This window comes from Aquitalea sp. LB_tupeE (genome assembly GCF_013391415.1).
GTDB lineage: Bacteria > Pseudomonadota > Gammaproteobacteria > Burkholderiales > Chromobacteriaceae > Aquitalea.
Window position 1 is genome coordinate 241,506 of sequence record NZ_JACAXB010000013.1, and the last position, 14,270, is coordinate 255,775.

Genomic DNA, 14,270 nt, shown 5'->3' on the forward strand with positions numbered 1-14,270 from the left:
ATTACTTTTTCACTTGTGCCGGCGGGGCCTTGTAATCAGGCATCCGCACGGCAAATCCATTGGGGTAGCGCATGTCCACGTAATCGATGTGGTACGGCAGCACTGCCAGCTTGTCTTTCCAGTACTGGGCGAATCGCTCCACCCGTAAATCCACGTCGCCCCGGCCAAGGTCCAGCTTGATGCCGTTGTCCAGGTCCACTTGCCAGGCCCGACGCGGTGACAGCCAGATTTCCTGCGGGGCCAGCCCCGTCGGTTTCAGTCCCTGACGCAAACGCGCCAGCATGGCTGTCATGTCCTTTTCTGCCCCTGCCGGGCCATGAAACACCGGCAGTTGCTGGTCGCTGGCGGCGTCGAAGCGGTCGCCGTGGCTGTCCACCAGCCCGTTTTCGCCCCAGCGCGCCTGCGCCACATGTTCTTCCACTGCAATTTCCAGTGCATCCGGCCAACGCCGGCGCACCTGTGCGTCCCGCACCCAGGGCAGCTTGCCAAACGCCGCCCGGGTCTTGTCGATGTCCAGCGTGAAGAACGTCCCCGTCAGCTCGTGCTCGGCAATGAAGCGCAACTGTTCCGGCGTCACTCTTTTCATCTGTCCCTGGATCTGGATTTTCTTCACCGGAAACACCGGTGCATGTGTCACCCAGAATCCACCTGCATACAACAGCATCAGCAGCGAGGCACCCAGCAGGAAATTGGCCAGGCCTTTCAGCAGCTGATGGTTATCCCACATGCACCATATCCAGCACGTTCAGGCAGAGGTCCTCATAGCTGATGCCCTGGGCGCGCGCGGCCATCGGCACCAGGCTGTGGCTGGTCATGCCCGGATTGGTGTTCACTTCCAGCAGGTAAATACCGCCGGCTTCATCCATCAGGAAATCCACCCGACCCCAGCCCTGACCGCCCAGTACCTGGAAGGCTTGCAGGCACAATGCACGGGCGCGCTGTTCCACTTCTTCACTCAGGCCGGACGGGCAGCGGTATACCGTGTCGTCGCGGAAATACTTGGCCTGGTAGTCGTAATACTCGGTGGCCGGTTCGATCTTGATGGTGGGATAGGCCTGGCCATCAATCACGGCACAGGTGTATTCGCCACCACCGACAAATCGCTCGGCCAGCACCAGCGGGTCGTATTTGCGGGCTTCCTCAAACGCGGCTTTCAGTTCGCCCGGCTGTTTTGCTTTGGTGACGCCAATGCTGGAGCCTTCGGTCGCCGGCTTCACGAACAGCGGCAGGCCCAGTCGTGCTTCCACGGCGGCAAAGTCGCTGTTTTCATCCAGCAGTTCGAATTCCGGAATCGGCAAACCAGCCCCGCGCCACAACAGCTTGGTACGCCATTTGTCCATGCAGATGGCCGAGGCCATCACACCGCAGCCGGTGTACGGAATGCCCAGTGTTTCCAGCGCACCTTGCAGGGTGCCGTCTTCGCCAAACGGGCCGTGCAGGATGATGAAGACGCGGTCGAAACCTTCTTCTTTCAGCGCTGCCAGCGGTTTTTCGGCAGGGTCGAAGGCATGGGCGTCCACACCGCGCGAACGCAAGGCGTTCAACACGCCGTTGCCGCTCATCAGCGAAATTTCACGCTCGGCGGAGCTGCCGCCCATCATCACTGCCACTTTGCCGTACTGCTTCATTGCTCTTCCTTACTGGGAGGGCCTGTCCCCTCCCGCCAAAATTCGTCTGCCTGTTACAGCTTGCCGGCCACCAGCTTGCCCGGTACTGCACCAATGGAACCGGCACCCATGGTGATGACCACATCGCCATCGCGGGCAATGTCCATGATGGTGCGCGGCATGTCGGCAATCTGTTCGACAAACAGCGGCTCCACCTTGCCCGACACGCGCACCGCGCGGGCCAGTGCACGGCCATCGGCGGCCACGATGGGCGCTTCACCAGCGGCGTAGACTTCGGACAGCAGCAGTGCATCCACGCCGTTCAGCACTTTGACAAAATCTTCAAACAGGTCGCGGGTGCGGCTGTAGCGGTGCGGCTGGAAAGCCAGCACCAGTCGCTTGTCCGGGAAAGCACCGCGTACTGCGGACAGCGTGGCGGCCATTTCCACCGGGTGGTGGCCGTAGTCGTCCACCAGGGTGAAGCTGCCGCCGGCCGGCAGCGCCACTTCGCCATAACGCTGGAAGCGACGGCCCACGCCGGCAAACTCGGCCAGACCGCGCTGGATGGACGGAATATCCGCTCCGCATTCCAGACCGATGGCAATGGCCGACAAGGCATTCAGCACGTTGTGACGACCCGGCAGGTTGAGCACCACCGGGAAGCGCTGCTGGCTGCCGTTGTTGACCACCACGTCAAAATGCATCTGCCCACCGGCAGCCACTACATTGGCGGCATAGATGTCGGCGGAATCGTCCAGACCGTAAGTGGTCACCGGCTTGGTGATGCGGCTGCGGATTTCGCGCACATTCGGGTCGTCCACGCACAGTACTGCACGGCCATAGAAGGGCAGGCGGTGCAGAAAATCGACAAAAGCCTGTTTGAGCTTGTCGAAGCTGTGGTCGTAGGTGTCCATGTGGTCGGCGTCGATATTGGTGACCACCGCCATCACCGGGGTGAGGTGCAGGAAAGACGCGTCGGATTCATCGGCCTCGGCCACCAGGAACTCGCCGGAACCCAGCTTGGCATTGGTGCCAGCCGCAGTCAGCTTGCCGCCAATCACGAAAGTGGGGTCCAGCCCGGCTGCCGCCAGCACCGAAGCTGTCAGGCTGGTGGTGGTGGTTTTGCCATGGGTGCCGGCAATGGCAATGCCTTGCTTGAAGCGCATCAGCTCGGCCAGCATCATGGCACGCGGAATCACCGGAATACGGCGCTCGCGGGCGCACAGCACTTCCGGGTTGTCCGCCTTCACCGCGGTGGAAGTCACCACCACGTCGGCACCTTCCATATAGGTTGCATCATGGCCAAAGAACACGCGTGCGCCCTGGCTTGCCAGGCGCTGGGTGGCGGCACCATCGGCCATGTCCGAACCGGACACGGTGTAGCCCAGGTTCAGCAGAACCTCGGCAATGCCGCACATGCCGACACCACCGATGCCGACGAAGTGAATGTGTTTGACCCTGTGTTTCATGTTCTTTCTCGTTGCTTCCGACAGCTGTGCTGCCGTATTACTGTTCGTCTGCCAGTGCCTGGCACAGATCGGCCACCCGGGCGGCTGCGCCGGGGCGGGCCAATGCACGTGCCTGGCTGGCAAGTTCCAGCAGACGGGGCCGGTCAAGACCAGCCAGTACGTCTGCCAGCTTTTGTGCTGTCAATTCGCTTTGCGGCAGATGAATCGCCGCACCTTCCGCTGCCATCCACTTGGCGTTGTCACGCTGATGCGCGGTGGTGGACACCACCAGCGGCACCAGAATGCTGGCCACGCCTGCTGCACACAGCTCGCTTACCGTAATGGCACCGGCGCGGCAGATGATCAGGTCGCAGTCGGCCAGGCGGCTGGGCATGTCATCAATAAACGGCAACAGCCTGACATCCTGTTCCAGCCCGGTGGCACGATAGGCTGCCTGCACCTCGGCAAAGTTGGCCTCACCGGTCTGGTGGGTCAGCTGCGGGCGTTGTTCGGCCGACAGCAGTGCCATAGCCTGCGGCAGGGTCTGATTCAGTACCCGCGCACCCAGGCTGCCACCCACTACCAACACCCGTAGCGGGCCGCTGCGTCCGGCCATACGCTGCGCCGGTGCCGGCAGGGCTTCGATTTCCTGCCGAACCGGGTTACCTGTTACCAGCGCCTTGGGCCCGCTCTTGGCGGCGCTGCCGTCAAAACCGCACACCAGCTTGCGGGCAAACGGCAGCAAGGCCTTGTTACTCAGCAAAAGGCTGGCATCGGCATTCACCAGCACCAGCGGCTTCCACAGCAGGCCGCTCATCACGCCACCGGGCAGGCAGACGTAGCCGCCCATGCCCAGTACCACGTCCGGGCGATGGCGCAACAGCAGCTGCGCCGAGCGGACAAAAGCGCCACACAGCTGCAGCACGCCCTTGAGCGAGCCTATCAGTCCCTTGCCGCGCACACCGTGGAATGCCAGCCGCTCCAGCGGAATGCCGGTGGGCGGTACCAGCTTGTTTTCCATGCCGCGCTCGGTGCCCAGCCACACCACTTTCCAGCCACGCTGTTGCAGCGCTTTGGCCACGGCAAGGCCGGGGACGATGTGTCCACCCGTACCTGCTGCCATTACCATGACCGTTCTGTTCGTCATCTTCATCAAACCTTGTAACCGCGCATGATGCGCTGATTTTTGCTTCGTTCTGCGGCCTCGCAGAAACCGCCGCCACCGGGCTTCGCCCTCTCGCGCCTATCGGCGCTTGTCCTGCGCGACTACACTTTGTAGCCGCGCATGATGCGGCGGTTTTCATAATCAACCCGCAGCAGCACAGCCATGGCGATGAGGTTCATCAACATGGCCGAACCACCAAACGACATCAGCGGCAGGGTCAGGCCCTTGGTGGGCAGCAAGCCCATATTCACGCCGATGTTGAAAAACACCTGAATGCCCAGCCAGATGCCCATGCCCTGCGCCACCAGCGCCTGGAAAAAGCGTTCCAGCTTTTTCGATTCCACGCCGATGTGAAACGCACGCCGCACCACCCAGGCATACAGGCCGATGACCACGCAGATACCGACAAAGCCGAATTCTTCCGAAATCACCGCCATGATGAAGTCGGTGTGAGCCTCGGGCAGGTAGAACAATTTTTCGATGCTGGAGCCCAGTCCCACGCCATACCACTCACCACGGCCAATGGCGATCAGCGAGTGCGACAGCTGATAACCCTTGCCGTACGGGTCATCCCACGGGTCCATGAAGCCCAGTACCCGCTTGAGCCGGTATGGCGAGGAGATGATCAACAGCACGATGGCGACGGCGGCCATCACCGCCAGACCGGAGAAAATGCGCATATTGATGCCACCGAGGAACAACACGCCCATGGCAATGCTCATCACCACCATCAAGGCACCGAAGTCCGGCTCGCGCAGCAGCAGGAAGGCCACCATCACCATGGCGGCAAACATCGGCGCAAAGCCTTCTTTCAGGCTGTGCAGCTTGTGGGTCTTGCGCACGGTGTAATCGGCGGCATAAATCACCGTGGCGAACTTCATGATTTCCGACGGCTGCAGATTGAGCACGAACAGGTTGATCCAGCGGCGCGAACCATTCACCACCCGGCCAATGCCGGGAATCAGCACCAGCACCAGCAGCACGATGCCCAGCAGGAATAATTTGCCGGCGTACTTCTGCCAGATGCGCGTCGGCACCTGGAACATCACGTAGGACGCGCAAAGGCCGATCACCATGAAAATGATGTGGCGGATCAGGTAGAAATAGCGGTTTTGCGTGGCAGCATCGGCCTCGGCATAGGCAATCGACGCCGAATACACCATCACCAGACTGATGGACAGCAGCAGGGCCAGGGCCCAGGCCAGTGCCTCGTCAAATGGTTTGATGGCGGTGTAGCGGCGCGCCGAGTGCACGATCATGGCTGCCCCTTTCCGGTCGCGGCCTTGATCTGCGCCACGGTGTCGATGAACACCTGGGCGCGATGGCCGTAGTTACGGAACATGTCCAGACTGGCGCAGGCGGGCGACAGCAGCACCACATCACCCGGCTGGGCCAGTTCAGCTGCGGCGCGGGTGGCTTCTTCCAGCGTGGCGTAGTCGTACAGCGCAACGCCGCTATCTGCCAGCGCGGCGCGGATACGGCCGGCATCACGGCCAATCAGCAACACGCCGCGGGCAATACGCTGGCAAGCAGGTGCCAGCGGGCTGAAATCCTGACCTTTGCCATCACCACCGGCAATCAGCACCACCTTGCGGGTCATGCCATTGAGGGCGGCTTCGGTAGCGCCGACATTGGTACCCTTGGAATCGTCAATCCAGGCGATGCCGTCAAATTCGTCCACCAGTTCCACCCGGTGCGCCAGACCCTGGAAGCTTTGCAGGCCTTGCAGCAGGGCGGCACGGTCCAGCCCGATGCTGTCGCACAAGGCCAAGGCGGCCAGCGCGTTGGCGGCATTGTGCAGGCCTTGCAGTTGCAGGCTGGCTTGCGGCAGCACGGCTTCGCCCTGTGCGCTGAGCCAGTATTGGCCATCCTGCTGGGTGAGGCTGTATTCCACCGGCTGCTTGAGCGAGAACCATTTGACCACATGACCGGGGCGCACCATGGCCGGGGCCAGGATGTCATCACGGTTCAGCACCTGCACGCCCAGTCCATTGAACACGGCGGTTTTGGCGTGGGCGTAGTCCAGCAGGTCGTTGTAGCGGTCCAGATGGTCTTCGGAAATATTCAGCACGGTGGCAGCATCTGCCGCCAGGCTGTAGGTGGTTTCCAGCTGGAAGCTGGACAGCTCCAGCACCCATACGTCCGGCTGCTTGCCGGATTGTTCGCGTTCCAGCAGGGCTTCCAGTACCGCCAGGCCGATATTGCCAGCCACGATGGTATCCAGCCCGGCCTGCTGGCACAGATGCCCCACCAGACTGGTGACGGTGGTCTTGCCATTGGAACCGGTAATGGCAATCACCTTGCTGCCATTACCCTTGATGGCGCGGGCCAGCAGTTCCACATCGCCCACCACTTCGCCACCGGCACGGCGGAAAGCATCCACGGCTGGAGTCTTCAGCGGTACGCCGGGGCTGAGCACCAGCATGTCGACACCGGCAAAGGTGCTGGCATCGAATGCGCCGACGCGCAGTTCGGCAGCTGGTACATGCTGCTGCAGCTCGGCCACGCGCTCGGGCGCGGGCTTGCTATCGGCCACCACCACGCGTGCGCCGTGGGCAGCCAGATAGCGCGCGGCAGCCAGCCCCGAGCCTCCCAGCCCCACTACCGCGATGTGTCGATCAGCAAAGTCCATGAGCCCTTGTCCTTAACGCAATTTCAACGAAGCCAGGCCAGCGAGCACCAGCATCATGGTGACAATCCAGAAGCGCACTACCACCTGGGTTTCCTTCCAGCCCTTCAATTCGTAGTGGTGATGCAGCGGTGCCATGCGGAATACCCGCTTGCCGGTAAGCTTGAACGAAGCCACCTGGATCATCACCGACAACGCTTCCATCACGAACAGACCGCCCATGATGAACAGCACGATTTCCTGTCGCACAATCACCGCCACGGTGCCCAGTGCCGCGCCCAGCGCCAGTGCGCCGACATCGCCCATGAACACCTGCGCCGGATAGGCGTTGAACCACAAGAAGCCCAGGCAGGCCCCGCAGATGGCGGCACAGAACACCACGACCTCATGCGCGCCGGGAATGAAGGGCAGGCCCAGATATTTGGAAAACACCACGTGGCCAGCCACGTAAGCGAAGATGGAAAGGCCGGAGGCCACCATTACCACCGGCAGCGCGGCCAGGCCGTCCAGACCGTCAGTCAGGTTGACCGCATTGGAGGTGCCGACGATCACCAGATAGGTCAGCACGCAGAAGCCCACCACGCCCAGCGGATAAGCCACGGTCTTGAAGAAGGGCACGATGAACTCGGTGGAGGCCGGCAGCTTGGCGGTAGCAATCAGGAAAATGCCCGCAGCAATGGCGATGGTGGATTGCCATACCATCTTGAATTTGGCCGACACGCCTTTCGGGTCCTTGTACACCACCTTGCGCCAGTCATCGTAAAAGCCCAGCGCACCGGTACCCAGCATCACCGCCAGCAGCAGCCAGACGTATTTGTTGGACAGATCAGCCCACAGCAAGGTGGTGATGGTGATGGACAGCATGATCAGCGAACCGCCCATGGTCGGCGTACCGGCCTTGACCAGATGGCTTTGCGGACCGTCGTTGCGCACAGCCTGACCGACTTTCAGCTCGGTCAGCTTGCGGATAACCCACGGGCCCATCAGCAGCGAGATGGTCAGCGAGGTAAGCGCCGCCATCACTGCCCGCAGGGTGACGTAGTAGACAACGTTGAAAGTCCGGATATGAGAACCCAGCAGATCGGCTAGCCAGAGCAGCACCTTACACTCCCTCTTCTTGTTGTTTTGCGGTCGTCAGGTGTTCCACCACCCGTTCCATACGCATGAAGCGCGAGCCTTTCACCAGCACGGAAGCTCCCGCTTGCAAATTGGCATCCAGCCAGTTGGCCAACGCCGTGAAATCATCAAAACACTGTGCACCAGCGCCAAAGGCGGCTGCGGCGTGACGGCTGAGTTCGCCCAGCGTCACCAGCTGCGCAATGCCACGCAGGCGGGCATGTTCGCCCACCTCGGCATGCAGTTGCGGCGCGGTATCACCCAGTTCGCCGATATCACCCATGACAAAGCAATGCGGCCCCGGCAGACCGGCCAGCACGTCGATACCGGCTTTCATCGAATCCGGATTGGCGTTGTAGCTGTCGTCGATCACCACACCGCCATGGCGGCCGGTTTTCTGTTGCAGACGGCCCTTGGCATTGCCAAACACCGCCAAACCGGCAGCAATGGCTGCCAGCGGTACATCCAGCGCCAGTGCCATAGCCGCAGCGGCCAGCGCATTGCGCACATTGTGTTCACCCGGCGCAGGCAGGCTGATGACCTGCTCGCCGTGCGGGCTGCACAGGGTAAAGCGGCTGCCCAGTGCCTGCAGGCTGATGTCACGCGCGCTGATGTCTGCTGCGTGTTGCAGGCCGAAGCTGCAAACACGGTGTGCACCGGCAGCGCTGCGGAACAAGGCGATATTGGCGTCATCAGCATTGACGATGGCTACGCCGTCCGCTGTCAGGCCGGAGAAGATTTCCGCCTTGGCACGGGCGATGTCGGCGGTATCGGCAAAATGGCCGATGTGGGCACGCATGGCATTGTTGACCAACGCTACTTGCGGACGGGCCAGGCTGCTCAGATAAGTCAGCTCGCCGTGGTGGTTCATGCCCATTTCCAGCACCGCATAGCGGTGGGCGGCAGTCAGACCCAGCAAGGTCAGCGGCAGGCCGATGTCGTTGTTGAAATTACCAGCGGTGGCATGTACCGCCTGCTCTCCAGCATGGGCCTTGAGAATGGCGGTCAGCATTTCCTTGACCGTGGTCTTGCCGTTGGAGCCGGTAATGCCCACGCGCAGTGCTGGCAGTGCGGCAGCCCAACCCGCGGCCAGACGGCCCAGCGCCAGCCGGGTGTCGTCCACCTTGATCAGGCTGGCCTTGTCCAGCACAAAGTCTTCGGCCACCAGTGCAGCGACGGCACCGCGCGCCAGTACATCGGCGACAAAGTCGTGGGCGTCAAAACGCTCGCCCTTGAGCGCGACAAACAAATCGCCCGGCTGCACCGCACGGCTGTCGGTCACCACGCGGCTCAGACGGGCTTGGCCGTCTGCACCCACCAGCGTGCCAACTGCCCATTGCGCGGCCTGCTGCAAGGTCATCATGCTTCGTCTCCCCAGGCCGTCAGCGCCTCTTCGGCAATGCGGAAGTCGGAGAACGGGTGTTTGACACCGCCGATATCCTGATATTCCTCGTGACCCTTGCCGGCAATCAGCACGATATCGCCCGCCTGTGCCTGGCTCACCGCCCAATGGATGGCCGCCGCGCGGTCGGCTTCGATATGGCCGGCATGGCGCATGCCCGCCAAAATCTGCTCGATAATGGTTTGCGGGTTTTCGGTGCGCGGGTTATCGCTGGTCACCACCGCCACATCGGCAATGCGCTCGGCAATTTCACCCATCATCGGGCGTTTGCCCGGATCGCGGTCGCCACCGCAACCGAACACGCAATACAGCTTGCTACCTGCCGGACGGATGTCGGCCAGCGTGGCCAGTGCCTTTTCCAGCGCATCCGGGGTATGGGCGTAGTCAATCACCACCAGCGGTTCGTGACTGCCGCCAATGCTCTGCATACGGCCACGCGCCGGCTGGATGCGCGCCATCACGGCGGCGGCGTCGGCCAGGCTGATACCGTTGACGCACAAGGTGGCCAGGCAGGCCAACAGGTTGCTGGCATTGAAACGGCCCACCAGGCCGGTGCGCACATCCACCTCGCCCCATGGCGTGGCAACCCGCAGTTGCAGGCCATCCAGATTGGCCGTCAGGCTGAGCGGGCGCACATCGCCCTCGGTCAGGCCGTAGCTCACGACTTGGGTACGGTTAGCATCAATATCCTGTACCAGTTGGCGGCCAAACGGGTCGTCCACATTGATGACCGCGTGCTTGAGGCCTTCCCAGTGGAACAGCTTGGCCTTGGCCGCCCCGTAGGCTTCCATGCTGCCGTGATAATCCAGATGGTCGCGGGTCAGGTTGGTGAATACTGCGGTGGCAAAACTCACACCGTTCACCCGTGCCTGGTCCAGGCCATGGCTGGATACCTCCATGGTCACCACATGCGCGCCCTGACGGCGGTATTCGGCCAGCTTTTGCTGTACGGTGACCGGGTCCGGGGTGGTGTGCGTGGTTTGGGTCAGTTCGCCATAAAAACCATTACCCACGGTGCCGATCAAGGCAGCTTTCTGGCCCAGCAGCGAAAACGCCTGCGCCAGCCAGTGGGAAATGGAGGTCTTGCCATTGGTGCCGGTAATGCCGATCACCGTCATCGCCTGACTGGGCTGGCCATAAACATGTGCCGCCACCATGCCGGCACGCTCGCGCAGCGCCGGAACAGGCAGGTTGGGGAGGGTCCAGTCCGGGTTCCAGCTGAAGCCATCGGCAGCATCCCACAGCACGGCGGCCGCACCTTTTTCCAGTGCAGCAGCAATGAAGTCGCGGCCATCGGTGTATTCACCGCGGCAGGCCAGGAAGACATCGCCGGGCAATACACGGCGGCTGTCCGCTTCTACCCGTTTGATGGGGAAGCCCAGCTGGTTCAGTTCTGCCGGATCCCAGTCCGGCAAGCTTGTCAGGCGACTTTTCATGTTCTGTTTCTTCAAAAATCCGCAGGGACCGGGGTGGAATCCGGTAGCAAGCTGTTATTGGACGGCTCGTCCGGCTGCACATTCAGCACGCGCAGCGCGCCGCCAGCCACCTGGGAAAACACCGGTGCGGAAATGGCACCGCCGTAGTATTTACCGGCCGTGGGTTCGTCAATCATCACGGCCACAATCAGTTTCGGGTTCTTGCCCGGAGCAAAGCCGATAAACAGCGCACGGTGCTTATTGGCCACATAGGTGCGGCCTTCCAGCTTGCGCGCGGTACCGCTTTTGCCGCCTATGCTGTAACCGATGATGCGGCCACCGACGGCACCACCACCCGGTTCGCTGTTGGCGACCAGCAGGTCGTGCATTTCGTGGGCGGTTTTCTCGGCCAGTACCCGCTTGCCCGGCATCGGGTTGTTGGTCTTGTACAGCGAGATAGGCAGCATCACGCCATCATTGGTAAAGATGGTGTAGGCCCGCGCCATCTGGATCAGGCTGACCGATACGCCATAACCAAACGACATGGTGGCCTGTTCGATGGGTCGCCAGTTCTTCCAGTCACGCAGGCGTCCGGCTGCCTCGCCGGGGAAGCCGGTATTGGGGGGGCGGCCAAAGCCCAGCGCATCGTAATAAGTCCAGAAATCCTGCGGACTGCTCATCAAGGCCAGCTTGCTGGTGCCGACGTTGGACGACTTCTGGATGATGCCCAGAATGTTCAGGCTGGCTTGTGGCGACACATCACGGATGGTGGCCGGGCCGATCATGTAGGTGTGGGTATCCAGTACCGAATTGACCGTGGTCTTGCCATGCTCCAGCGCCAGCGAAATCGACAGGGGCTTCATGGTGGAACCCGGCTCGAACAGGTCGATCACCGCGCGGTTGCGCAGCATTTCCGGCGTGGTACCGGTGCGATTGTTGGGGTTGAACGACGGGTAGTTGGCCAGTGCCAGCAACTCGCCGGTCTTGGCATCCAGCACCACCACACTACCGGCCTTGGCCTTGTTCTCTTCCACCGCCGCCTTGATTTCGCGGTAGGCCAGATACTGGATGCGATGGTCCACTGCCAGGGCCAGGGTTTGTCCGTCCTTGGGCGGTTCAATCGCGGCAACATCTTCAATGATGTGACCACGGCGATCCTTGATCACCACACGACGGCCGTCCTTGCCGGCCAGCATTTTTTCGCGCGCCAGCTCCACCCCTTCCTGGCCTTTGCCATCCACCCCGGTGAAACCGATGATGTGGGAGATGATTTCGCCAGCCGGATAAAAACGGCGGTATTCCTGTTGTTTGGCAATGCCGGGAATGCCCAGCGCCATCACCTTGTCGGCGACTTCAGGATTGATCTGGCGCTTGATGTATACGAATTCTTTTTTGCGATCGGACAGCTTGGTGGCCAGCTCTTCCGGCGACATGTCCAGCAAGCTGCCCAGTTCACGCAGCTTGGCCGGTGCCACCGGCTCCATGTCCGCTGGGCTGGCCCAGATGGTTTGCACCGGCGAGCTGATGGCCAGCGGTTCGCCATTGCGGTCGGTAATCACCCCGCGATTGGCCTCCAGCGTCATCGCCCGACGGAAGCGCGCCTCACCCTGGCCTTGCAGGAAGTCCTGCTGCACCACTTGCAGATAAATGGCCCGGCCGATCAGTGCCAGAAACAGCATGCCGAGCATCAGCAAGACAAAACGCACACGCCCCGCCGTCATTTTCAGGGCAGGGCTGGCATCCGCAATGCGTTCACGCTGGTGGGCCGAGTAGCTGGTGCGCATCAGGCTCCCCCCCGCGGTGTAATGACCTGGATCTGGCGCGGGTCGGGCGTGTGCATGCCCAGACGGGTGCTAGCGGCTTTTTCAATCACCGCATGGGCACCCCAGGTGCTTTGTTCCAGCTGCAACTGGCCATACTCGACTTCCAGCTGCTGGGCGGATTTCTGCTCTTTCTGCAGGTCGCTGTACAGCCTGCGCGACACGTGCTGGGACGTGACCACCGACCAGGCGGACACCACCACAAGAGTCAGGAGAATCGCGCACAGACGGTTCATGCATCCCCCTCACGCCACGGCGCAGCCGTGCGCTGGGCAACGCGCATGATGGCACTGCGCGAACGGGGGTTTTCACGGATCTCTTCGTCGCTGGCGCGCACGGCCTTGCCCACGTTATTGAGCGGGGGCTGGGCCATGTCTTCGGCCCGCACCATCACCCAGCTGGGCAGCTTTTCCACACTGCTGGCATCGCGCAGGTATTGCTTGACGATGCGGTCTTCCAGCGAGTGAAAGCTGATGATGGCCAGACGGCCGTCTTCAGCCAGATGGCGCGCCGCCTGCGGCAGGACGGCCTTGAGCTCGTCCAGCTCGCGGTTCACAAAGATCCGGATCGCCTGGAAGGTACGCGTGGCTGGGTCCTGACCCGGTTCCCGAGTACGGACGTTTTTCCCAACGAGCAAGGCGAGCTCACGCGTGGTCTGGATGGGAGCGAGCTCCCGTTGCGCAACAATGGCTGCTGCGATCTTGCGAGCAAACCGCTCTTCACCATAAGTCTTGATGACCTCTTTGATTTCGTCTTCTTCCGCACTGGCCAGCCACTGGGCGGCGGTAATGCCGCGGGTGGTGTCCATGCGCATGTCCAGTGGCGCGTCGAAGCGGAAACTGAATCCGCGACGGCCATCGTCGATCTGTGGCGAGGACACGCCCAGATCCATCAGTACACCATTCACCGTGGCCACACCCAGGCGGGCCAGTTCCTGGCCCAGGGTCTCGAAACCGTTGTGAACAATAGTGAAACGGCTGTCTTCTGCCGCCAGCCGTTCGGCTTCGGCGATGGCTTCCGGATCCTTGTCAAAGGCAATCAGCCGGCCCTCAGGGCCCAGCCGTGACAGGATCAAGCGGCTATGACCACCTCGGCCAAAGGTACAGTCGACGTACACGCCATCAGCCTTGATGGCGAGTGCTTCGACAGCCTCGGCAAGCAGCACCGTGCGATGCACGAACGGGGTGGGGTTCACAGCGTAAAGTCTCCAAGATGTTGTGCCAGGTCGGCTTGGTCTATTGCCAGGGCGTCATTGGTCTGGCTGTCCCATTCCTCGGCATTCCACAGCTCGAAGCGGTTACCCATGCCCACCAGAGCGACGTCCTTGTCGAGGCCGACCAGGTCGCGCAGGCGGGAGGGAAGCAGGATGCGTCCGGCGCTGTCCATTTCCAGCGTTTCTGCGTGGCCAAGCACGAGGCGCTGGTAGCGTTTCAGCGTGGGATTACCGGTGGGAAGGGCGAGAAGGCGGGCTTCGACCGGACGCCAGTTGGGTTCGGGGTAGATCAGCAAATGATCGGGGGATTCGAGGGTCACCACCAGCTTGTGGCCAAACGCGGACAGCAGTGTCTCACGGTGTCTGGCCGGAATGGCCAAACGACCCTTGCTATCAAGAGAGACAATACTGACGCCACCAATCATGAGCTGGAAACCACCGCTGAAAGTTGAGGG

The 14,270-nt window shown here is 61.8% G+C and carries 13 protein-coding genes; all 13 read right to left on the reverse strand.

Going from position 1 to position 14,270, the window contains the following annotated elements:
• Window position 1 precedes the first annotated feature (1 nt).
• Window positions 2-727: a cell division protein FtsQ/DivIB gene (locus HWX34_RS06480; protein ID WP_178971474.1), complete on the reverse strand. Its 726-nt coding sequence runs from the start codon at window positions 725-727 to the stop codon at window positions 2-4.
• The gene (locus HWX34_RS06485; RefSeq protein WP_178971475.1) at window positions 717-1,628 is read right to left on the reverse strand and encodes a D-alanine--D-alanine ligase; all 912 of its coding nucleotides are present in this window, start codon (window positions 1,626-1,628) and stop codon (window positions 717-719) included. The genes HWX34_RS06480 and HWX34_RS06485 overlap by 11 nt, the downstream gene beginning before the upstream one ends.
• Before the next feature lie 53 nt (window positions 1,629-1,681).
• The gene (gene murC / locus HWX34_RS06490) at window positions 1,682-3,076 is read right to left on the reverse strand and encodes a UDP-N-acetylmuramate--L-alanine ligase (RefSeq protein WP_178971476.1); all 1,395 of its coding nucleotides are present in this window, start codon (window positions 3,074-3,076) and stop codon (window positions 1,682-1,684) included.
• Between the two features lie 37 nt (window positions 3,077-3,113).
• On the reverse strand, window positions 3,114-4,202 hold the full coding sequence (gene murG, locus HWX34_RS06495) for an undecaprenyldiphospho-muramoylpentapeptide beta-N-acetylglucosaminyltransferase (protein WP_178971477.1): 1,089 nt from the start codon (window positions 4,200-4,202) through the stop codon (window positions 3,114-3,116).
• Between the two features lie 119 nt (window positions 4,203-4,321).
• A complete protein-coding gene (ftsW, locus tag HWX34_RS06500) occupies window positions 4,322-5,479 on the reverse strand; it encodes a putative lipid II flippase FtsW (protein ID WP_178971478.1) in 1,158 nt (385 codons plus the stop codon).
• Window positions 5,476-6,852, reverse strand: coding sequence for a UDP-N-acetylmuramoyl-L-alanine--D-glutamate ligase (murD, locus tag HWX34_RS06505; RefSeq protein WP_178971479.1), 1,377 nt, complete (start codon window positions 6,850-6,852; stop codon window positions 5,476-5,478). The genes ftsW and murD overlap by 4 nt, the downstream gene beginning before the upstream one ends.
• A 12-nt stretch (window positions 6,853-6,864) precedes the next feature.
• Window positions 6,865-7,950, reverse strand: a complete 1,086-nt coding sequence (gene mraY, locus HWX34_RS06510) for a phospho-N-acetylmuramoyl-pentapeptide-transferase (protein WP_089082937.1) — start codon at window positions 7,948-7,950, stop codon at window positions 6,865-6,867.
• Between the two features lies 1 nt (window position 7,951).
• A complete protein-coding gene (gene murF, locus HWX34_RS06515; RefSeq protein WP_178971480.1) occupies window positions 7,952-9,328 on the reverse strand; it encodes a UDP-N-acetylmuramoyl-tripeptide--D-alanyl-D-alanine ligase in 1,377 nt (458 codons plus the stop codon).
• The gene (locus HWX34_RS06520) at window positions 9,325-10,803 is read right to left on the reverse strand and encodes a UDP-N-acetylmuramoyl-L-alanyl-D-glutamate--2,6-diaminopimelate ligase (RefSeq protein WP_178971481.1); all 1,479 of its coding nucleotides are present in this window, start codon (window positions 10,801-10,803) and stop codon (window positions 9,325-9,327) included. The genes murF and HWX34_RS06520 overlap by 4 nt, the downstream gene beginning before the upstream one ends.
• Before the next feature lie 11 nt (window positions 10,804-10,814).
• Entirely contained in the window at window positions 10,815-12,566 is a 1,752-nt protein-coding gene (locus HWX34_RS06525; protein WP_178971482.1) for a penicillin-binding protein 2, read from the reverse strand.
• Window positions 12,566-12,838, reverse strand: coding sequence for a cell division protein FtsL (ftsL, locus tag HWX34_RS06530; protein WP_045846495.1), 273 nt, complete (start codon window positions 12,836-12,838; stop codon window positions 12,566-12,568). Before ftsL ends, HWX34_RS06525 begins: the two co-directional genes overlap by 1 nt.
• The gene (gene rsmH / locus HWX34_RS06535) at window positions 12,835-13,797 is read right to left on the reverse strand and encodes a 16S rRNA (cytosine(1402)-N(4))-methyltransferase RsmH (protein WP_178971483.1); all 963 of its coding nucleotides are present in this window, start codon (window positions 13,795-13,797) and stop codon (window positions 12,835-12,837) included. Before rsmH ends, ftsL begins: the two co-directional genes overlap by 4 nt.
• Window positions 13,794-14,240 carry a division/cell wall cluster transcriptional repressor MraZ gene (gene mraZ / locus HWX34_RS06540; protein ID WP_045846497.1) on the reverse strand — a complete coding sequence of 149 codons (447 nt, stop codon included), beginning with the start codon at window positions 14,238-14,240 and terminating at the stop codon, window positions 13,794-13,796. The genes rsmH and mraZ overlap by 4 nt, the downstream gene beginning before the upstream one ends.
• Window positions 14,241-14,270: the final 30 nt, after the last annotated feature.

What these genes read in the sequence shown, in the direction of transcription:
- HWX34_RS06480 (WP_178971474.1), bottom strand. Translation starts at nt 727, where the DNA reads ATGTGGGATAACCATCAGCTGCTGAAAGGCCTGGCCAATTTCCTGCTG.
- HWX34_RS06485 (WP_178971475.1), bottom strand. Translation starts at nt 1,628, where the DNA reads ATGAAGCAGTACGGCAAAGTGGCAGTGATGATGGGCGGCAGCTCCGCC.
- murC (WP_178971476.1), bottom strand. Translation starts at nt 3,076, where the DNA reads ATGAAACACAGGGTCAAACACATTCACTTCGTCGGCATCGGTGGTGTC.
- murG (WP_178971477.1), bottom strand. Translation starts at nt 4,202, where the DNA reads ATGACGAACAGAACGGTCATGGTAATGGCAGCAGGTACGGGTGGACAC.
- ftsW (WP_178971478.1), bottom strand. Translation starts at nt 5,479, where the DNA reads ATGATCGTGCACTCGGCGCGCCGCTACACCGCCATCAAACCATTTGAC.
- murD (WP_178971479.1), bottom strand. Translation starts at nt 6,852, where the DNA reads ATGGACTTTGCTGATCGACACATCGCGGTAGTGGGGCTGGGAGGCTCG.
- murF (WP_178971480.1), bottom strand. Translation starts at nt 9,328, where the DNA reads ATGATGACCTTGCAGCAGGCCGCGCAATGGGCAGTTGGCACGCTGGTG.
- HWX34_RS06520 (WP_178971481.1), bottom strand. Translation starts at nt 10,803, where the DNA reads ATGAAAAGTCGCCTGACAAGCTTGCCGGACTGGGATCCGGCAGAACTG.
- HWX34_RS06525 (WP_178971482.1), bottom strand. Translation starts at nt 12,566, where the DNA reads ATGCGCACCAGCTACTCGGCCCACCAGCGTGAACGCATTGCGGATGCC.
- ftsL (WP_045846495.1), bottom strand. Translation starts at nt 12,838, where the DNA reads ATGAACCGTCTGTGCGCGATTCTCCTGACTCTTGTGGTGGTGTCCGCC.
- mraZ (WP_045846497.1), bottom strand. Translation starts at nt 14,240, where the DNA reads ATGATTGGTGGCGTCAGTATTGTCTCTCTTGATAGCAAGGGTCGTTTG.